At 45.3% G+C, this 21,903-nt stretch carries 14 protein-coding genes; all 14 read right to left on the bottom strand.

Going from position 1 to position 21,903, the window contains the following annotated elements:
* Positions 1–375: 375 nt before the first annotated feature.
* Complete coding sequence (locus U1I11_RS10405; RefSeq protein WP_322906033.1) at positions 376–891, bottom strand: GNAT family N-acetyltransferase; 516 nt, start codon at positions 889–891, stop codon at positions 376–378.
* A 377-nt stretch (positions 892–1,268) separates the two neighbouring features.
* On the bottom strand, positions 1,269–7,052 hold the full coding sequence (locus U1I11_RS10400; protein ID WP_322906032.1) for an S-layer homology domain-containing protein: 5,784 nt from the start codon (positions 7,050–7,052) through the stop codon (positions 1,269–1,271).
* 275 nt (positions 7,053–7,327) lie between these two features.
* Complete coding sequence (locus U1I11_RS10395; protein WP_322906031.1) at positions 7,328–7,993, bottom strand: sugar O-acetyltransferase; 666 nt, start codon at positions 7,991–7,993, stop codon at positions 7,328–7,330.
* Between the two features lie 152 nt (positions 7,994–8,145).
* The gene (locus tag U1I11_RS10390) at positions 8,146–8,535 is read right to left on the bottom strand and encodes a GNAT family N-acetyltransferase (protein ID WP_322906030.1); all 390 of its coding nucleotides are present in this window, start codon (positions 8,533–8,535) and stop codon (positions 8,146–8,148) included.
* Between the two features lie 505 nt (positions 8,536–9,040).
* On the bottom strand, positions 9,041–10,396 hold the full coding sequence (locus U1I11_RS10385; RefSeq protein ID WP_322906028.1) for a glucoamylase family protein: 1,356 nt from the start codon (positions 10,394–10,396) through the stop codon (positions 9,041–9,043).
* Between the two features lie 449 nt (positions 10,397–10,845).
* A complete protein-coding gene (gene bglS / locus U1I11_RS10380; protein WP_322906027.1) occupies positions 10,846–11,559 on the bottom strand; it encodes a beta-glucanase in 714 nt (237 codons plus the stop codon).
* 339 nt (positions 11,560–11,898) lie between these two features.
* Positions 11,899–13,638 carry a glycoside hydrolase family 43 protein gene (locus U1I11_RS10375; protein ID WP_322906026.1) on the bottom strand — a complete coding sequence of 580 codons (1,740 nt, stop codon included), beginning with the start codon at positions 13,636–13,638 and terminating at the stop codon, positions 11,899–11,901.
* 542 nt (positions 13,639–14,180) lie between these two features.
* Positions 14,181–15,296 carry a copper resistance D family protein gene (locus U1I11_RS10370; RefSeq protein WP_322906024.1) on the bottom strand — a complete coding sequence of 372 codons (1,116 nt, stop codon included), beginning with the start codon at positions 15,294–15,296 and terminating at the stop codon, positions 14,181–14,183.
* Entirely contained in the window at positions 15,296–16,057 is a 762-nt protein-coding gene (locus U1I11_RS10365; RefSeq protein ID WP_322906023.1) for a copper resistance CopC family protein, read from the bottom strand. The genes U1I11_RS10370 and U1I11_RS10365 overlap by 1 nt, the downstream gene beginning before the upstream one ends.
* A gap of 267 nt (positions 16,058–16,324) precedes the next feature.
* Positions 16,325–17,116, bottom strand: coding sequence for an NRDE family protein (locus U1I11_RS10360; protein WP_322906022.1), 792 nt, complete (start codon positions 17,114–17,116; stop codon positions 16,325–16,327).
* A gap of 466 nt (positions 17,117–17,582) precedes the next feature.
* The gene (locus U1I11_RS10355; RefSeq protein ID WP_322906021.1) at positions 17,583–18,920 is read right to left on the bottom strand and encodes a dihydrolipoyl dehydrogenase family protein; all 1,338 of its coding nucleotides are present in this window, start codon (positions 18,918–18,920) and stop codon (positions 17,583–17,585) included.
* A gap of 319 nt (positions 18,921–19,239) precedes the next feature.
* A complete protein-coding gene (locus U1I11_RS10350; RefSeq protein WP_322906020.1) occupies positions 19,240–20,481 on the bottom strand; it encodes an MFS transporter in 1,242 nt (413 codons plus the stop codon).
* Positions 20,482–20,636: 155 nt separating this feature from the next.
* A complete protein-coding gene (locus tag U1I11_RS10345; RefSeq protein WP_322906019.1) occupies positions 20,637–21,212 on the bottom strand; it encodes a TetR/AcrR family transcriptional regulator in 576 nt (191 codons plus the stop codon).
* Between the two features lie 148 nt (positions 21,213–21,360).
* On the bottom strand, positions 21,361–21,861 hold the full coding sequence (locus tag U1I11_RS10340; protein ID WP_322906018.1) for a DinB family protein: 501 nt from the start codon (positions 21,859–21,861) through the stop codon (positions 21,361–21,363).
* Positions 21,862–21,903: the final 42 nt, after the last annotated feature.

Below are 21,903 nucleotides of genomic sequence, written 5' to 3'. Positions count from 1 at the left end.
GCTAAAGCGCTTTGAAACTTTCTGCTGGCAAGAAAAACTTCATTTGAAACACGGATGTATCCATTAATACAATTTATGGCTGAAGAAGTCATACTTAAAACATCAGAGATTTTGTAACAAAAGTAGTAGTATAAATACAAAATGACTCAAAAATCAAGCGCTAATTATTAAGGGAGAATCCTGACATGATCAGCGCTTGATTTTTGTATACACTCATGGATATAAACTAATTGAAATTAAACAGTATATAGATAACTTTTTCACAAAACTCGTATTTTGTACATATGTATAACTATCGAAAACGATACTCTATACTCTATTTAATAAGTGTATATCCACCATGATGCTTCTAAACAATGCAACCTACTCATATGTTTATTTGGTTCGCTCTACACAATACAGAAACAACTCCATATCTATATTCCTGAAATTTCTAGTATCTTTATCAATAATCTTCATGCCATTTCCAATAGCCACTTTTTGGGAAGCTATATTGGTGTCCCTGATGATAGAATAAACCTGATTTGCATCAAGAACGGAAAAAGCATATTCCTTACAAGCAATTGCTGATTCTGTTGCATAGCCTTTGTGCCAATGTGCTTTTTGAAATGAATATCCTATTTCTAAAATTTCTTTTCCTTTCCAGTTTTGCATGGTCAAGCCACACTGACCAATCATTTCGCTCGTTTCTTTTAAGACGACAGCCCAAAATCCAAAACCACACTCTTTATATCGTTTAAAATGCCTGTGAAGCCAATTTTGCGCTTCTTCTAAATTAAACGCGCTACCATAACCAATATGCATTACCTCCTCATCACACAATATTTTACATAATGCCTCATAATCGGAATACACCATTTCTCTAATCATAAGACGTTTTGTTTCGATCAAAACTCTCTCCACCCTTCTATTCTATCCAAAACAATGAAAAAACTACTGTTTATTTCAGTGAACCACAAACTGCGCTGCTATGCTAGCCCAAAGTCTTAAAAACAGCTTAAACTTAGGGGTTCTCCTTCTTCTTTCATCAACCTCTTTCATCAACTGTGTATTGTGCTCAATACGTCCACTTTAATTTTCATTTTTTAATTTTTACTCTCGGGAAATCATTTGTAAAATATGTAAATAAGAAGAAATATAAAAAGCCCTAAGCTGATATATTTCTGGTCAACTTAGAGCGAATTACAACCCGTACTCCTATCTAATTGTAGGCTGATCTGCATTTTATCAATACGGGATATTTCCGGTATTGTTTTCTATACAACTTTTTAATTCACTGCCTTTGCAAGCCTATACTTCTGTATCGCACGATCGATCATCGCCGCACTTTCAGCGCGGGTCAGTATCGAATGCGGACGAAATGTTTGATCAGGATATCCTTCGATGATGTGAGTTACAGTTAATCCATGTACCTCTTTTTGCGCCCACAGTGATATCGCCTGAATATCGACATAAAAATCATAATCCGCTTCAGCCCGAACATGCAATGCATTAGCAAGCATTTTGACTGCCTGTTCACGGTCGATCATCTGCTCCGGTGCGAATCGATCGCTACTAAAGCCGTTGACGATACTATACTGCATCGCTGCACACAGCTCCGGCATATACCAAGCATTAACATCCACATCTGTAAAATCGATCGTAGTGTCGGCTTGTTTGATCTGCTCCGATGTAAGGTTTAATCGAGTCAGCAGTGCCATAAATTCAGCGCGAGTTGTTCCATTCGTTGGAGCGTATCGATCGGCAGAAATTCCTTTTACGATGCCCATGTTGGCTAAGCGTAGGATTGAGGCTTTAGCAAAGCTGTGATTGATATCGATAAAGCTTGTCTTGTTATCTTCTTGGCTACTTGGTACAACCGTTTGCTCTGACTGAATAGGCTCGTCGACGATCGGCTGTAACTGTTGTAGAGCGGGCACTTCTGGCTTTATAATACGATTTTTGTGTGTATGAATCTCCAGCAGCTGAGCTTGAGATGATTGACCTGCCGCATTTTCTGTCCAAACTTTAAACGTGTATGCCGATCCCGGCGAAAGTCCATCTTGGACAAATGTGCTTATTGCCGAACCGCGATACAACTCTTTTCCATCTTCAGCAACAACCAGCTTCTCCGCTGTCAAGCTATGTTGCAGGTGCAGTGTTATGCTGTCGCGAGTGCTATCATAGCTGATCTTGATGGTGCTGTCCGGTAACGTTACCCAAGCTGGCACCGGTATTGGCTTACCTGCTCCTGTATCATTAATTGGCACGATCGTATACCCGGCATAGGATGTCGCACTGGAGAGCTTATCGATCACCGTGCGATGCTCCGTCGTTTGAGCGATAAGCTGCTGGCGTGCATCATAAACGCAATACTGATCCGCCCCCGGTACTGCAAGCCAGCTCAGTGTCGCATCATGCAAGCCAACGTTATCCATATGCACCAGCTTGTTATAATCAATCTGGTCATCGCTAAATCCCGGTAATGTCCGGAAGGCAAACGAAGAAGTTACCCCGTTCCCAGAATTATTGACAGCGCGTATATGCAGCGTCGTGATGCTGCCGGGCTTCAATTCTGATGTCTTATATTCAGGCGTATAAACCTGTGCGATGAGCTTACCCGTATGGCTGATAACTTCATAGCTGTCTGCTCCTTTCACTGCTGTCCAAGCAAATGTTATATCTATTGGTGTACGCTTGATCACGTTGTAGCCTGATGGAGCAGCAGGCAGCGTTAACAGATGACCGGTGTAAACTGCTCCATAGCCAGCAGCGTTACCTGCAGCAACTGTATATTCGTACGGGGTACCGCTTTGTAAGCCGGACAACGTTGTTTGCCCGGCAGCTACTTCGTAATCGTTACCATTGATCGTAATTTTGTATTTGGTCGCACCCGGCAACTTATATACATTGAGCGTAACACTATGGTCGGTCACATCGGTCAATCGAATGCTACGCTCTGTCGGTTGATCCGGCAACGTAGTAACGATAACACTACTCAATATACCGATTCCTGAACGATTATATGCAGCCAGTTCAAGCGTATGCGTAGTGCCCGGCTTGTAACCTGTAAAGGTGTATTTATTGAGTACCGAACCCAGATTAGCGACCAGCTGACCGTCTACTTTTGCTTGAAAGCCTGTGCTGCCTTTAGGCGGATCAAGCTGCACGGTAAAGCTATCTGTTGTCGCTTGTGTTTGTCGTAATGAGCGTGGTGCGGCTGGCAGTGTCCATATCTGACTGAGGATCGCCTTACTTCCCCAACCTGTGGCATTACCTGCTTGAGCATCATAATCATAGGCTGTGCCTGACTCTAAGCCACTATCGGTATACGCAGGAATCGATCCGGTAAAAATAATCTGATTATCGCGGCGCAAGCGGTAATATGTATCATCCATCACGCTGCTCCAGTTATAAACTGCACGTGTAACCGAATTCCAAGTCAAGTCAATCGTATCAGTTGTAATTTGAGCTGACTTAAAGCCATGAGGCTGATCGGACAACGATAAAAATGACGTATGATACGCCGCCCCTTCTCCACTTGCATTCATAGCCAAAACCGAAAAATCATACATCGTATATGGCTTAAGTCCAGTTATTTCCTGATAAATATTACCTGTTACCGTCACATCTGTATCGATCTGCTTTGTCGTCCAATTGGTTGCTGTGATCCGATAAGCGGTAGCTGATATTACAGGCACAATATTGACCAAAGCACGACTATAATCCGTATCTTTGGCGTAAATAGATGCACCCGTTGGCGCTTGCGGCAAGGTCACACCGATTACATTTGCACTTGCTGTACTGCTGCCGACATGATTTTGAGCGACGATCGTATACGCATACGCATTGCCGCCAGCAAGTGAAATATCGAGTACTTGGTTGATCGGATAGTTAACCGTCCACGATTTGCCTGTCGTACTATTTTGGATGATATAGTGCAATCGATCCGTATTGGTAGTACCAGTAGGTAGTGACCAGGATAATAACATCTTATCCGTTGCTGTGCCAGTAACAGACAAGATCGGCGTTACAGGTTGCCGCTGAAGTCGGTAAGGCTGTGACATAAAAACCGTTTCATGATTTACCCGATCCGTAGCTTTCACATGTAAATACCAAATACCTTCCTGACGTAGTACAGTTGTTTGCTCACTATCATTTGCTTGTTGCCAAGTGTTAGGTACGTATGGAGATGTTGTCCATTGATAATACAGTTGGTTATGATCCAAACCCGATTGTGCATCCTTTATCATAAATGTCACCGGTATATACTCATCAGTCCAGACTGAACCATTTTGCGATACTGTAATGGTCGGTGGTTGATCATCGATATTGGAAATAGTAATAGACTTGGTCTGGGTATTGCCTACTGCATCGGTAAACGTGAACTCATACGTACCGTTTTGAGTCACACTATAATCTGCCTGCGTGCCAATGACCTGATCACCAGATGGCAGCGTAATCGATTGCATACCTGATAATGTATCGCTTCCGATAGCATGGATTGACTTCGAAATCGCCCATCCTTGTGAAACGGTCACAATACCAACAGGCGGCGTACTATCGATCTGGATCGTACCGGTAACCGCTTCGCTTTCTCCACCAGCATTATTTATCGTTGTTGCTGTGATTGTCGTCGAACCATCCGCTGTAATCGTTTGGCTTTGTTCGAATAGGCGGCGCGGCTGTTCGGTTGTGCCTGCCAATGTATAATAGACTCCTTTAATTCCCGACAATGCTTTTCCAGGCATAAGCTGCAGTGTGAAACTGTTGTACCATTTGGAGGAGTCCAGATTGGTTATTACAGGCGTTGTCGGCGGATCAGGATCATAGTACGTTGTCACCGGGCTGCTCCAACCACTACTTAATCCCGTGTGGTCGTAAGCCATCGCGTAAATGTGATGGCTGCCTTTTGGCGCAGTAAACGATCCCGTATACAATTGCTCCGTGCCATCATCGATGCGATACATATACTTGGCTATGCCACTGTCATCCGTACTGCCCTCAATCGTAACTTGTACAGGTGAAGCGCTCCACTCCGGGCTACTTGTTATAATCACCGGCTTGGTTGGAGGGGTCGTATCCACATTACTCACCGTAATCGATTTAGTGACGGAATTGCCCGCGATGTCGGTGAATGTAAAGTTATAGGTGCCGTTAGCAGATACGATATCATCCGCCTGGCTCGCTGAAACGACATCGCCAGAAGGTAGCGTAATCGATTGTATCCCCGACAATGCATCTGTACCAACAGCATGAATGGTTACCGATTTCGCCCATGCTTGCGGCATGGTAAGTGTGCCGGTAGGTGGTGTTGCATCGATTTTGATATCACCCGTTACAGGCTGACTTTCGGTTCCAGCCATAGAGATAGTCACGGCTGAGACTGTCGTAATACCTTCAGTGGTAAGGGTCTGCGGGTTACGACCTCGAGAAACCTGCTGCGTTTGCGTTGTAGCACCAGATAGGCTATAGAAGGTGCCTTTTAGACCCGATACGCCTACATTGCCGGGTATAAACCGTAATGTGAAGCTGGTATACCACTTCGACGCATCCCAATCCCGTATCGTTGGAGAAGTCGGTAGCTGCGGATCATAGTATGTCGTAACGGTATCACTCTGATTACTGCTCAGACCTGTATTATCATACGCCTTTGCAACAACTGTATGCTGCCCGGTCGGCGTATCAAATGGAGCTGTATAGGTCTGCCATGTGCCTCCATCAATATTGTACATATATCGTGCAATACCGCTGGCGTCGGTGCTACCGCCAATGCTTACTTGTACCGGATTGGCACTCCATCCTGCACTGCTTGTTGTAACTGTTGGCGCGGTAGGCGCCGTCGTATCGATATTGCTCACCGTAATCGACTTGATAACGGTGTTGCCTGCGATGTCTGTAAAAACAAAGGTGTAGGTTCCATTCGCCGTCACCGCATAATCCGCTTGACTTCCCATGACAACATCGCCGGATGGTAATATGATCGATTTCATGCCGGATAAAGCATCTTTGCCGACCGCATGGATTGCGAGTGAGCGTGTCCATCCTTGCGGCACGGTTAATGTGCCGACTGGCGCTGTTTTATCCACATATACCCTCGCTTCGGTCGTACTTGTTGTACGAGCCCTATTTGTCGACCGGGCAGTGATCGTATTCTCACCTTCCTGGCTGATTGTGCCTTGTGTACTACTTGTCCAATCAAACAACGTTCTGCCATCAAATAACATATATTCGGTCGATAATATACCTGCTACATTGTCCGTTCCCGCCGTGATGGTAAATGGCACATCCTGGTTCGTCCAACCGCTCGGCAGTCCATTAATTACCGGTGCCGTTGGCGGATCAGGCGCATAATAGATTTTTCTTACACTGCTCCAGCCGCTGCTCAATCCATTATTATCGTAAGCAATCGCTTCTACTGTATGTGCACCAACTGGCATTTGAAACGCGCCGGTATAAGATTGCTCCCCTCCACCATCGATACGATAGCTATAGCGTGCAATGCCATGATCATCATTGCTGTCACTGATCGTAATTCCAATAGGTTTATTGCTCCAATAGTTAATGTTCGAGCCAGTATCAATCATAATCTGCGGCACAGTCGGCGGCGTTACATCTTCAAAATACGTCTGTAAACGCAATGTGCGTAATTCATAAGTTGTCGCTGATTTTGCACTAATATTGTAAGTGATATACGGCTGTCCATTTGGGCTTTGCGGCACATTATCGATAGCAATCCATCCACTCCAACCTGCCGGGAAAGTATAACTATATAACGTCTTGCCAACATAGTGATCATTTACGCTTTGCTCCGTATACAATGAAAATGTCAACGTAGTTTGCCTTGCCGAATTAGGAAAAGCAGCATAGAGACGAAAAGAGTAATCTTTACTGCCGGACGGTATACTAGCGCCTAAACCTGTATTGATACCGTATGTACTGCTCGTCTTGTTATAGCTAAAAGTCTCATCAGCCACCATCGTTTTCGCAGCATCCGCGTGCCGCACATTCATACCTAATGTCGTACTTAACAACACGATCACAACTAAGATGAAATTACAGCATCTTCTCAACGATTTCACCGCCTTTTGATTTTGACATTTTGACATTTGTTTTCACATTTGCTGTTGCTTAGTCTCTTGTTTCCTGACATTGTTGCTTATCGATTCACCCTCCTGTATGTGCACAACAAAAAAAGCACCCCGCAAAAAGACAATCGTCTTTTGCGAGGTGCTTCCCCGTGCTGCATCTAAATTAAGTACATCATACTTTAAATGTTTAAAAAAGAACAGACTAAATTTGATTTCATATAAAATTGCTTTCGTACACATTCAGCTACCCAACACGTTTACGGTGTATCCTTTACACTCTCAATCGAATCTATAACGCTGCAATCCGCCAAAACATCCGGTTTATGGCGCATACTGTCCGCTTCCGTAATCGCGCGAATGACTTTACACGGCACACCTGCTGCGAGCGAATATGGCGGAATATCGCGTGTCACCACACTACCCGCACCGATTACACAGCCATCTCCAATCGTAACCCCGCCGCAAATCGTCACATTAGCAGCAATCCATACATCGTTTCCAATCGTCACCGGCTTGGCATAACAGAGCGATTTGATTTGACCATGCGGGTCTATCATTTCTCTGCGCTCAGAGGCAATTAGCGGATGGATCGGCGTAACGATCGTTACATTTGGACCAAAACTGTTATAATCCCCGATCGTAACGAGCGCATCGTCTTGGATCGTCAAATTATAATTAGCGAAAAACTTTTTCCCAATACGTGTATGTACACCATAGTGAAAAAATACCGGCCCTTGAATAAAGCCGCCTTCGCCTATATTTCCAATCAGCTGCTGCAAAATACGTGCCCTTGTTTCGGTCTCATCTTCAAATGTCTGACTGTATTGCTGGCTTAACTGATGTGCCTGGCGTTTAATCGACTTTAATTCCGGATCAGCCGGGCTAAACAGGATGCCGTTCATAATGCGTTCTTCTTCTCTCAAGCTGCTCTCCTCCTCTGTCTGCTGCTATTCATCGCTATAAAAGATCGTACTACGATAAACGATCGTATCATAAATCGAAATTACTGTATTTATAATCAACATCGTACATTTAAAATAAACGTTCCACTTACTATGTTATGTCTGCATCCAAATTACAAATGCTTTGCTCTCCATATGCCTGCATGACTAGCTGCAAATCCACATTGCTCATAAAAAGTCTGATGCTCACTGACATAAGTTAACGTAACAATGTCCAAACCGCGCACCTTTGACTCAGCGAGTAACGTTGTCACCAGTCGCTGACCTATTCCTTGGCTCTGCTTGTTGGGATGGATCATAATGTCTTCCATATAACCATGTTCCAACCCCATCCCTGCCACATAGCCAAATGCGATTAACATTCCTTGCTCGTCTCTCGCTCCTGCCCAGAAAGTGCATCGCTGAAATAATGCTGGATAGTCGCAATCCCTCCTCGTCCAACCGACGGCTGCTCGCAAATTGGGAACTTCCTCATTGTTGATTGCCAAATTAATGTGAATCAATAGTTGTGCCTCCTTTTCTCAAACGGTTGTAGACGAAATACAATAATAGTCTGTGCCTACCTGAATCACATCTGGATCGCTGTAAGCTCCGGGTAACACCGGATTAATATACGTATCGTGCCCTTGATCGCCCCATTAACCTGCTTGCGAACGTAGGATGTCGTTTTGCTTCATGATAATCTTTCCTTAGCGGTAGAATGACCTTTTCTGCCACTATACCATATACAGAATAGATGGATGATCTGATATCAAACACGCCAGACAGAATGTGTCAGCATCGTATACTGCTGTATTCTGTCTGGCTATTTTATCAATCGATTCGAAAGTCGCTATTAGGATGTCTTCGTTAAAAGTTTAGTAGACTGTTTCAAGTAAAAATCAAGTTTGAACATACCCGGACGTGTCCATGATCAAGCGACTATATCATTCGGAAATTGAACTGACTTCAACATGCCAATTAATCTCGGTCTACATACGAGCCAACTGCTGGATCATGGGGTCCAAATTACTGAATTGCAAACACTTCTTTGCGAAGCAAAGCTTCCGGCTTTTTGCCAATCGGATCGTTGTGGAAATAATCGCGGATTACGCCATCTTTGAGATAGTTGGCGATCGATACCATAATCATACCCTGATCCAGCGCCAAATAAGCTTTCGCCAGCTCGCTAGTTTCCACATTCACGGAATCGTAAAAGCCGTATGTGCCGAGCATATTGAAGCTTTTCAGCGCCTCAATGTTTTGCCGTGCGGCTTCAGGCGCGTATTCAAGCGCCAGGAATGTGGCATGAGCCGTAACGGTTGCGCCATCTTTGTAACCTGATGTGCCGAGCGGTGTAGCGGCAAATTCGCTATAGCCTGTCGGTGTGGCAGCAGGCGAGAATCCCCAAGCGCGATAGCCTTTGTCTTTTGCATATTCGATCTGCAATTGTACATGGCGGGCGTTGTTCAGACCGAGCGCTTTTTTGCCCAGTTCTTTTTCTTTGATTACGATGCCCGGCATTAGCGCTTCGAACATGCTGCCGCCCCAGCTTGGTACGAACTTTTTGCCTTTGTATACATAGCTGCCTTCGAATACATCGACTCCATCATAATTTACCGTTTTGCCGGTCGGAATTTGGGATTGCCAATCATATTCGGCTGGCATCGTACGGTACATTTTCCACCAGTGATCTTGTGGCACATCGCCTTTACCGATTGCGATATAACTTGCTACACGCGGTTCGGTATAGAACATGCCGTAATGGTGATCGGTTAGCGCGCCTTTAGCGACATCGTATCCGCCGCGGAATTGTCCGACTTGCGAGTCGTATAGTGTTTTGTAGTTCATTTGGTTAACGAGCTTGCTCGTTTGTCCGTGTAGCTCTTTGTACGCTTGTCCGACAACGATCAAGCCGGCGGACATCCAGCCATTATCGACCTGAGATATAAATTGCCCCCAATCTGTTTTGACGGTGCCATCATCGGTATTGTACCAGTTATAAAAGAGACCGTTCCATTTGTCTAGCTTTTCCAGCGTGTTTAGTGTCGTTTGCAGACGAGAGACCGCTTCTTTTTTGCTGATGATGCCCATTTGCTGGGCGGATACGGTGCTCATCATGTACATGGCGATATTCGTCGGTGAAGTGCGCTTGGCTTCTTCGATGCCTTTGTTGGTTGTGCGTACTTCGTCATAGGTCATGCCTGTCTGCGGATCAGTATAGTTTTGAAAGTATAAATACGTTTTGGTTGCAATCGCTTTCAATTCTTTATTGAACTGGAAGGTGTTTTTGGTATGTGGTGCTGCTGAAACGATTGGAGTGAAAGTGATGTTTGTCAGTAGACAGAAAGTGAACAGGATGCTGAGTAGTTTTACTTTGTTCATGCTGTTGCTCCCTTCTAAATAAATTTGAAACGTTTCGCTTTTATGATAGCATGAGTGAGCAGTTGAGGTAAACACTAAATTGTAAGCGTTTACTATAAACATTTTTAGGCATTTTAGTTTCGTCGTAGTTATGAACTCATTGCGAAACGTTTCATTTTTGACGTTAAACTGTTGTTATATCATTTGCTTTATATGCTGCTCTAATGTCTATAATCATATAGCTGGCGTTAGTATGTTGCCTCACTTTAACTGCTGTTCTACTTATCGCCTAGTTACTTGACCATGAACACGTTTAAGTATGTTAAAACCTAATAGTAATCGAGACAATGCATTTATCCCTTTACGATAATTAATGATAAATCATCTAATCATTTAAACGCTCATTATCAGACCATACAAAAAGGACAGCCTTATCAAGGCTGCCCTTCCCATTATTTTTTATGATGTAATCAATTACTCGTATACTTCACCCAATCATACTCTGCATACAATGGATTCGCACCATTGTAAGGCCCTAACCACTCATCCACACCGGTACCGTTCCACAAGTTCATCATAATTTGACCTGGTGTTGTTGGGATATTGCTAGTTGCCGTATGCTTCAGCACCCCGTCTACATACCATTTGATCGAACCGGGCTGCCAGTCAAATGCGTACGTATGGAAACCTTGAGAAGCGTCAAAACCGAGGTTGACGATTTTCTCGTGGTTACCAACACCGTTTGTATAGTAGTTAAACTGTACTTTGGTCGTATCTTTGCCCAGGAACTCGATATCGATCTCATCCCATTGTGTGTTGTTGGCAGGGCCGGTATACGTAAAGAAAGACGAGACGATTCCTGTATTTTTGGCAGGCTTCATGCTAACTTCGTATTTGCCATAGCCGTATTTGTTCGTTGTGCGATATTCACCGCAGTCGAATTTATTTTGCGAGGAGCTGGTCAGACCGAGTTTCATTTTGCCATCGCTCGTAAAATTAACATTGTTGGCGCGCCATGTGCAATTGAACATATTACCATTAGAATAGCCATCCGCTTTTTGCCAAGTGCTCGGATTAAAATAAGTCAGTGGCTCCCAGAACACGGTAGCAGCAAACGTATTTGCTGAGAAACAAAGCGACAACACTCCTGCAGTTAATAAGGTAACCCAAGTTTTCTTTTTCATATAAAACCTCCATCTTAGTATAGGAATATAAAAGGTAAACGTTTGCAATATGTGCATACACACCATATTAGAATGAAGGCATGATATAGCTGCTTTCCATACTTTCATAGCAGCTACACGATCCATTTCATACTTGAACGATACGACTGCCTCCAATCCGATATTGGATAAGAGCACAACGATTACAGTCTGTGCAAATCAAGCTTAACAGTGGCTAGTGACTTGTCTCAAGAAGAAGATGTAGGGTTGCGTCCATCTGAACCCTGCTTGAACCGTGCAGCATTTAGACGAACGCAATCCCTGAATAAATTTGAGACAAGCTACTAGCTACGCATTCACTCACTCTGGAGTTGCACTTGAAGTGGACTCGGCTGAGCTCATTTGCGTCTGCTCTGTCACAGCTGTACCTTCTGATGCAGTCTGTTGCTGCGCTCCAGCTTGTTCACTTTCGCTTGCATTTGAATTCAGTTGTTCCGCACCATTTGCCGCTGGGGTCGATTGTTCCTCAGTAGCTGTCGTCTGCTCCTCCATCCCGCTTGGCGCAATGCCGGAATTTGGCACAAACTGCCATGCATCCAGATTGAACAGATTGCCGCTGCCACCGGTAAAGACGAGATACAGATTATGCACACCGGTCGCATTGCTGATGTTCGTTTGCACTTCTTTCCACGTTTGCATGCCGCCGGTTGCTGGCACTTGCAGTGTACCGACAAGCGTACCGTTTACACTGTCCAAACGCACTTCGATTTTGCCGCCGGACGTGGAAGCGACGATCGCTTTGAATGCTTTGGCGCCAACCGAACCGAAGTCCGCTCTACCTACAGCGACCCAATCGCCATTGTTAATATTCGTTACGTTCAGATTGTTAGTCGGGCCACTTGCCTGGCTTGGCTCGGTGTTGATGCCCGCTTGCCAGCCAATCGTTTCGGCTTCTACCCGTGTATACGGATTCAGGTTAGCGATCTGCGGCACACCTGCCATATTTGCCTGCACTTCAGCGATGCTGCCATCTCCGTTATGCACCAGTTTGTTAATATGTGGGGAACGATAACCTTTGCCGTCTCCGATCTGTGCTTTGCTGACCGTTTGCGCGTGGTAGACGACATACCATTGATTATTAAAATTAAACACCGCATGGTGATTGTTACCGCCTACGCCGAAGAATGAATACGGATTTTTCAGAAAATGACCTTTGTAAGTGAACGGGCCCATCGGGTTGTCACTTACCATATAGCCGATTTCACCAGCCGGATACTGGGAGGGATGGCTACCGGCAAAGTTGATGCAATACGAGTAATAGTATTTGCCATTGTATTTGTGAATACCCGAATCTTCAAACAAGTATGGCGCATCGATCATGCTAGCGCTGCCGTTGATGCTGATCATATCCGCGCCCAGTTTCACGACACGCGCCGTTTTCGGATTGGCGATGGAGGCTGGATCGGATTCGTTTGGAATTCCGCCGCCGCTGTACAGATAACCTGTACCATCATCGTTCACGAGTACAGCCGGGTCGAACAGCCATTTCACACCAGCCATACCCGGCGAGTTTTGCGTGAGCAACGCTTTACCGAGCGGATCGCTCCACGGGCCGATCGGCGTGTCTGCTGTCAATACACCGATACCTGCTCCCCCATTGGCAAAGTATAAGAAAAATTTGTCTTTGCCGTTAATCTTTTTGTAAGCAACGGCAGGTGCCCAGGAGTTGCCTGCCCATTTGGCGATCCCTTTGCCGTTATTTTTGTTGTTGGCACCTGCGACCGGAACGGTTCCATGATCGGTCCAGTTCACCATGTCTGCCGAAGAAATGACCTGTACACGATCAAGTGCACTAAAATCATTGTCTTTGATCGTTCCGTTACTGTTGTACACATATGTATCACTGGACATGTACACATAAACCCTGCCATTGTACACTAGCACATAGGGATCAGCACCTAACTTGTGATCCATCAGTGGATTGGAATTACCCGGCAATTTGGCAAGCGGGTTGGTGGCTGCCTCTGCACGCAACTGTGAAAAAGTGCCAAGCAGTAGCATAAAAGATAATAGCATGACCATACATTTACGAATCCTCATTCTTATACAACCTCCATTCCAATTTTGTTAACGCTTACATAAAACGTGTATAAAAGCATTCTTTATAAAAAGAAGAATACCTTTCCACCATGCCTGCGTTCTAACGAAGCCGCAGGTATACAGACAAAACTGTATACTATTTAATTGAAATAATGGATACTTTTTATCTAAAAAAAGCATAACATGCCCTATTTTATATCACAACATCAATAAAACGATCGCATTTGCCGACCGAATTGTAGCTGCAAAATGCTTATAAATAGCGCATTTTAGGCAAACTCAATTTTGCGTTAAAGGTGATCGTTAAATAATATGGATTTCGATTTGAGTACGTGGCGAATTGCCGTCATGCTAATACGCTGGCAACGAATAGAGCTAATCCCTTTAGTAAAGTGGATTAGCTCTATGGATAGATAGGCAATATACAATCGCATTATTATCGCTTCAGAGAATGATGTGAATCGCTTGAGGACAAGAGCTAATGATAGCGGGAAGTTCCTTATTTCCCTATTGGGATATCGCTAATGTTACGAGCTATCCTTTTACAAATGCACACTTAGCATGACAGCCGTATACAGCGAGATCGCTGAGCAGACGAGCAAGCCAATCGTTGTCCAGATGCTGCGACAGCGAACGAGCAACAAGATGCCTGCAACTACGAGTATGATTGCTAATAAAGCAGCGCATATTCCAATAAACGACCCATTCAGATGCAGCCATCCATATGCCACTACTTGCGCAAATGGTTCATAAAATAGCGTCCATAGCGGTGATAACGCAATCGCTTTACTTTCCAGCGCTGGCACCAAATCATGCGGCGGCGACTGGTTGGATAAATACGCAGTACCAAGCAGTACGAGTAGCGCAAATACCGTCTCGATCCGCAACCAGCGCAGCGGATTAAATTGTGGCTGTTGCGCCAGACGCCATTTCAGCACAAATCCATTCGTTGCCGCTAATGCAGTCAAAGGCAGCAGCAAAGCGTGTTTGATCAATAGCGCCTGTCCAAACGGAACCGCCAAACTGCCGGCATAATTGTCCGTAAATGACAGCATCATAAGCAAACCAGAAGCAATCGCCGCCACATAACAGATCATAGCAAACGGGGACATCCAGCCGAGCCATGTCTGCCAATTGCCAGGTCGCTTCGTAAACCATGCCACCACAAACAGTACACCAAGCCAGAGTGTAACCGCCAACAAATGCACTGAATGCGTAATAAAACCTGACCATCCATACAGACTGGCAGAGTGACTTGTGTAACCAATGCCTGCCAGCATCCCGATCGCAAGTACGATACCGATTGCCGACAAGCTGCGTGGACGACTCGTTCCTACTCGCTGACCGAGCACAATGATCAGCAATAAGCCGCAAATGACCGTCATTAACCAGCCATGCCCCGCATTGTAACTACCCAGCACATAAGCAAGCACAAAGCCTATTTTATAATCAAACTCGGTCACAAAAAAGACAATCACCTGAATCATCGGCATCGCTGCCAGTATCATCATACCGATGATCATGCCGATTAACCATTTACGGGGCATATCGATGCCAGGCTGCTGGTCAGGCTGCATTATGCCCAGTAGCAATCTGCCTACAACTAGTGATAGGCAGACGTATAACAGCAGATCAGCCAGCATCATACCATACAGCACTAGCGCTTCCTCCGTTTGCTTATCGTTGTCACAGCCGCAATAATCGCGATCAATACAACGGCAATCGTAATAATCCACGTTACGGGGGATACATGTTCATTATCTTTTTCATCCGGAGGAACTTGTAATGTACTGTCATTAGTAGGTTGCTGGTCGGTTGTCGCATCATCGGCTGGAGTCGTTTTGGTGTCAGATGATGCAGGTGCCGGATTTTGCACAGCTTTATCGGTTGCGGACGAAGTGTCCGTTTCCCCGGCTTTCGAATCGTTAGCTGCCGTGCTGTCAGATGTGCTATTGGATGTAGTGTCTGTATTGTTGGCGCCAGTCGCTTCTGTATCCGTTGCTACGGATGATTCGGCTGCATTATTCGTTGCCGCATCGCTAGCTGCTACTGTAAACGTATAGCTACCTTCAATCGGATGACTGTCTTCACCGACAATTTTCCAATGAACGGTGTACGTACCTGACGTTAACGGCTGGGCAAGCTTGCCAGACATCGCAGAACGATCGACTTGAATGTCCTTGATCACAACGTTATCGCCAGCAGTGGAGTCGACGGTAAAAGAACTGAGGGCGGCGATCGGAGTGTTAAAGTTCATTTGAATCTCGCTAACCGCTTGTTGTACCTGTTCATCTTTGCCTGGAGTGGCGCTTTCCAAGCTCGTATGAGCAAAGGCGGTCAATGGGATTGTTAGCCAGAGTAGCATAATACCGAGTGCGCTGAATATTGTTTTACGGGAGAGCATTTGGGATATGGACATGATGGTGCTCCTCTCTTGAAGTCAAGGATGGAATAACGATACGGATCGTGTAGGGCGCTTTGTTAACTGAACGGATAATGCGTGACAACACTAATACCTTGACTATTTTCAATATTGGCTTTAAATCCGCGATCCCTCTTATTTATAGCAGCAACCTGTACAACACCAAACTATATATTACAAGCAGTCAGTATATGAATTTGTACAGATGTGGGGCATCTACGTTGCTGCGGATGATCGATCAGTTTCGTTTGATTTTCGTATTAGCTACACTTCATTTTGTCGCTGCAACGCAATCGTAAAACGCTGCTCATCCGCCAATTCAGGTGCATACGTTCGTTCTCGCAAATGAATATGCTGTTCGTTCATCATCACAATGGTAGAGGAACGTGTGCCATATCGTGATGCTTCACTGTGAATAAAAATGGACGATAACACACGTTCCCATTCCAGCGGCACGCCCGTATTTGGCAGCAATTCATCTGCTGGGCGATCAGCGAGCTGTAACAATGTGAACAGCGCATTACCAAGCTGTTCCGAATTTGCAGCAAGCGGCAGCTGAAGCAATTGACGTAATCCGTCTTTGCCACGCTCCACTTTCGGCCAATCCGTATCCAGCAAATGATTGCTAATTCCGTAAATACCTTGTTCCAACCGCTGTCGTTGCCGACTGATGTTGGAATAATAATATAGTTCGTTCCTATCGCCCGCCAGCAAATTGTAGCCCGGATAATGATGCGCATGCGCGTGAATCTGCTCCATATAAGTGCCAGGTGCTATCTCCCCGGTCAAAAAGTTCGCTACCAGCTCACCGCGTGACCGCTTACCTTGAGTTTGTTCCAGCGGATCACGGTAATTAGTTAACCCGGCAAAACGCCCATTATCCGCTATACCTAGCCATGTTCCCCGCTTAAGCAGATCACGTCCGGCGATTACTTGTGGAGCATCCGACCAACGATGCGCTGACGCAGATGGACGATCATAAAATTCATCTCGATTGGCGGCAACGATGAGCGGATAGTCCGGATGAATATGATACGCAAATAAAATAAGACACATGCAGTCATAGCTCCTTTGCTATGGAATTCGTATGTATAGTGACTCGGCTAAGCACTTTTTTATTTTAGCATAGGAAAGCATAAGCGCAGCATAAAGAATCTGATAATGATGTAATCACAGATTGAAATTCACATGTATATTTTTAGAAGTAGCTAATTCCGAAACGTATTCAGCTACACACTATCCATCTCCTATAGGAGACGAGCACTCTTATTCATGCTCTGTTATTCATAGTCCGCATTTGTACAATATAACTGTTAAAATTATATAGCATACAGCCTACACTAAAGCCGCATATTCCTGCGACATGAGCATTTTATCGTATCTCATGACTTTAGAATGATGCGGCTTGACTACTGTTTGTGCTTAAGCTACTGTCTATAATCGCAAGTTTCACACTTCAAAGGATCGTCATGATCATGCACCGAATTCTGATCTCCACCTATCGATACTGCTTCACCAGCAATTAAGACTGAACATAACGCGGAATCATCGTCTCAAACGATGGAAAGGCATAAACAAGCTTAGCCGCATCTGCTGCTGTCAATCCAAGTGTAATAAATGGAGTCAGACTGTTAACAATTTCCAGCGCCTCTTGGCTGTAACATGTTGCACCAACGAGCTTATTCTGTTGATCGTGAATGAGTGTCAGATGAGCATTCATTTCACCGCGTCCAGCAAAATCCCATTGCTTGCCGAGTTCGATTGGTTTTACAGTGTATTCATCGCTATGCTGCTCCGCCTGCTCGGCTGTCACACCGACTTGGGCGATACGCGGCGCGGTAAAAGCGATCGTGGCGATCGGTGGATACTGAATCGGCTCCTCTATCTGACCAAGCAGCTTACCCGCTACATATTTAGCTTCAAACACGGCGGTCGGCGTCAGTCTGGGCGCTGTTTTATCGAGAATATCGCCGGTGGCATAAATATGGGGCTGTGATGTTTGTAAATATTCGTTAACTTCAATCCCGCGTGTAGTATAGTTAACACCTGCCGCTTCAAGCTGGAGTGGCTCCACATTCGGGATACGTCCAGTTGCGTTTACGATCAGATCGGCATGTAGTGACAGACCGCTTTCGGTTTGCAGTTGCAGCTCGGAGCCGATTTGCAGCACTGTGGTCACTTTTTCATTAAAATGGAACTGTATGCCATCTTGTTGCATTTTCTCAACTAACTGGCGCGCATACGGCTGGTGAAAGCCATTCAGCACACGATCCGAAACTTGCACAATATGCACACGCGATCCGGCACGAGCCGCGATAGACGCAATTTCCATCGCCACATAACCGGCTCCGATCAATATGATCTCTTGTGGTAGTTGCGGCAAATACAAAAACTCATTACTCGTCTTGACCAGCTCTGCACCTGGAATATTTAGCTCAGCGGGACGCTGGCCAGCCGCAATTACAATCGTATCTGCTGTATAAGCGGTTCCGTCGACCTCCACCGTATGGGCATCCGTAAAATGCGCTTCACCGCGAATGATGTCAACGCCCGCTTTTTTTAAATTTTGCTCCATCGTTTTGGGCAATTCGTCGAGGATTTTGTTTTTATGTGCCATCAATTTGCCCCAATCGAGCTTAAATTCACTGTGTAACCCTGCCGCTTGCAGCAACTCGGCATCCTCCATTAACTTAATCGGCCCGTCGAGAATAATCTTCGGATTACAGCCATAGTTGGTGCATACACCGAGTATTTTGTCGCGTTCAATCATCCCTACCTTTTTACCGCTCATACTTAGCGGAAGGGCTGCATTCCAGGCACCTTGCCCACTACCGATAAATAAAATATCAAATGTTGTCATTGTATTTCCTCCTCTATTCCTGTTCATACCGTGATTAATTGTGCATTATTATTTGGATCGGCAACAAATTTTGCCATTCTGTTTTACCATTACCCCATTTCATCATGATGCAATAACGGTAGAGCCAAAAAGTTATCGTTTCCGCTGTCGTCTACCTAATCTATAAACAAAACATACTAAAAAGCAGGCTATTCCAGCCTGCTCTCCCATCACTATTGTTCATTTCATTTAACAACTTACATAGATGACAAAACAGCGCAGCATCGACACTCTCCCTATAAGTCGATGGCATCCATCCTCTCGCTTTCCGTTACAACATTCATTCCGCAGATTTGGCGGATACGTTTACCGAACTACGACGAAATTCAGTCATAAAATACATAAACGCCACTACCGGTAACGCAATACCGATTCCCACCGCCGCCGTCCAGCCGCCTGTTTCAAATGCCCATGTACCAACAGACGAACCGAGCGCACCGCCGAGAAAAAAGGTTGCCATATACAATCCGTTTAACCGACTGCGCACTTCTGCTCCAAGCGAAAAGATCGCGCGCTGACCGAGCACCAAATTTGCCGATACGCCAAGATCGAGCAAAATCGCCGCCAGTACAAGCAGCAATACACTTATCATCGAACCATCCCGCGCTAACAAAGGCAGCAGCATCGATACAATTACAATCGCAAACGCAATCGCAGTGCCTGGACGAATCCAGCCGCGATCTGCCAGTCTGCCCGCAATCGGTGCTGCTGCTGCACCAGCCACGCCTACAAGCGCGAAGATCGCAATACCAGTCTGTGAAAAATGAAATACCGGCCCCGCCAGCAGCAACGGCACGGTCGTCCAAAACAAACTGAATGTGCCAAAAATAGCCGCATGATACAATGCACGCCGCCGCAGTACAGGCGTATGACGCACAAGCTGTGCCATCGATGCAATCAAATACGGATACCGGTGGCGAGCAGCCGGGCGATTGCTAGGCAAAGCACGGATCAACACGAGCGCAAGCAGTGTAACCAGCACAGCCGAGATTACAAATATCGCACGCCAGCCCAAATGAGCGGCAATTAAACTGGATACCGGACGTGCCAACATAATGCCAAGCAGTAGCCCGCTCATAATATTGCCAACGACTCGTCCGCGTGACGGTTCTGGTGCAAGATGGGATGCATAGGGCACGAGAATTTGCGCCGCTACTGAACCGAGACCGATCAACATCGAGGCAGCAAGAAAGACAGTCGCTTGCCCTGCCCAAGCTGCCATAATGAGTGCTAGCGCCGTAAACAGTAGCAAGACGAACACGAGCCGACGATTTTCCACTATATCGCCCAGCGGAACGATAAATAACAGACCAGCCGCATAACCGATCTGCGCCAATGTGACAATCAGACCGGCTGCTTCTGCTGACAGACCGATATCGGTACGAATTAGCCCTACTAGCGGTTGTGCATAATACAGATTAGCGACAATAATGCCGCAGGCAATCGCCAAAAAGATCATTAACCACCCCGACATCGTATGCTGATCGGTGGATGCAACTTTTGTATGTTCCTTTGTACTCATTATGAACACTCCCTATCCTAATAGAAGTCAACAACAGTATGGTCAAGCAATCTAGTAGCTTGTCTTAAATACAGTTACAGTTTATCGATCCAACAATCGCTTGGTGTTAAATCGATTTAGGGACGTTTAAACACAATCTCCATTCGATATGCCTGTCACAGCATACGAATAACCGAGTCCACCATTTGCTCGGCATGGGTGCGATCTGTATCCACTTTGGCTGCGATATTAATGCCATGATTCAAATTAAGTAGCAAATAAGCGAATGTACGAATGTCGCGCTCCGCCGCAATTTCGCCGCTTGCCTGCCCTTGTTGCAGTAGACGATAAAAAGCTGCTCCCAAATCTTCAAAGCGCTGCTGTACAATTTGGCGAATTTGCTCGTCAGGTGCATCGAGTGCAGCAATTGCATTGGTGATTAGACATCCACGCGGAGAGGATGGATTGAACGCACCATCGATATGTTTTTTAAAATAATGGCGAATGCCTTGTTTCGCTGATGTAGCATGGTGTAGGCAACTGCGCTTGTCTTCACCAAGCCGCTTATAATGCTCAATCGACTGCATGTACAAATTTTCCTTATCGATAAACGTTTCATACATGCTAGAACGGCTAATATTCATCGCTTGCAGCAATTCAGCCATACTTGTCGCTTCATAGCCTTTTTGCCAGAAGACGAGTGTAGCTGCATGAAGCACTTGTTCATAGTCAAATTCCTTTGTTCTGCCCATTTGTGTAGCCTTCCTTCTGTAGTCGGTGAACACAGTATACTCTTTTCGGAACGATTGTTCCATTATTTTCGCAAAAATATACCGCCTTATAGGATAAGACGGCATTGGGAGCGTATTCATTTTAAAAAACTAGACTACTTGTTTTAGGTTAGGAAGGGGTATACATATAAAATGCATAATCGGTCGGAATTCCGCGATAGCCTAATTGATGCAACATAGCGGTCAAATTCCCACGATGATACGTACCATGATTGACCACATGCTGTAACAATTCACTTAGCGGGGTGTCGGTTGTTCCATAGACAGGATGAGTGACCTTTACGCTTCCATCCAAATCATGTCCATCAAAAAAGCCACGATAAGCACGCTCAGTTTCGGCAAAACGTTGCTCCATTTCTTCTACTGTAGCAAGCTTCGTCTCATCCATCAATTTCATAATCAATTGTCTGGATTCATCAAATGGACGCTCACACATAACACTTAGCCACATCGTGTCCATTGCATACAGATGAGACAACAATTGTCGAATCGAAGGAAATACACTTTTCACTTCACGGCTCCACGCTTCTTCAGGGAGAGTACGCAAATGTTCAAATACGAGCTTATTTGCCCACACATGATAATTGTACAGCTTAATTGTCGGGTTCATCGTCTACATCTCCATTCCGGCCAGGCTACCTGAACTAAGTTA

Origin of the sequence: Paenibacillus campi, assembly GCF_034659835.1 — a bacterium.
Lineage (GTDB): Bacteria > Bacillota > Bacilli > Paenibacillales > Paenibacillaceae > Saccharibacillus > Saccharibacillus campi.
Note: the sequence above shows the minus strand (reverse complement) of the source record. Positions and strands in the feature narration are given on the sequence as shown.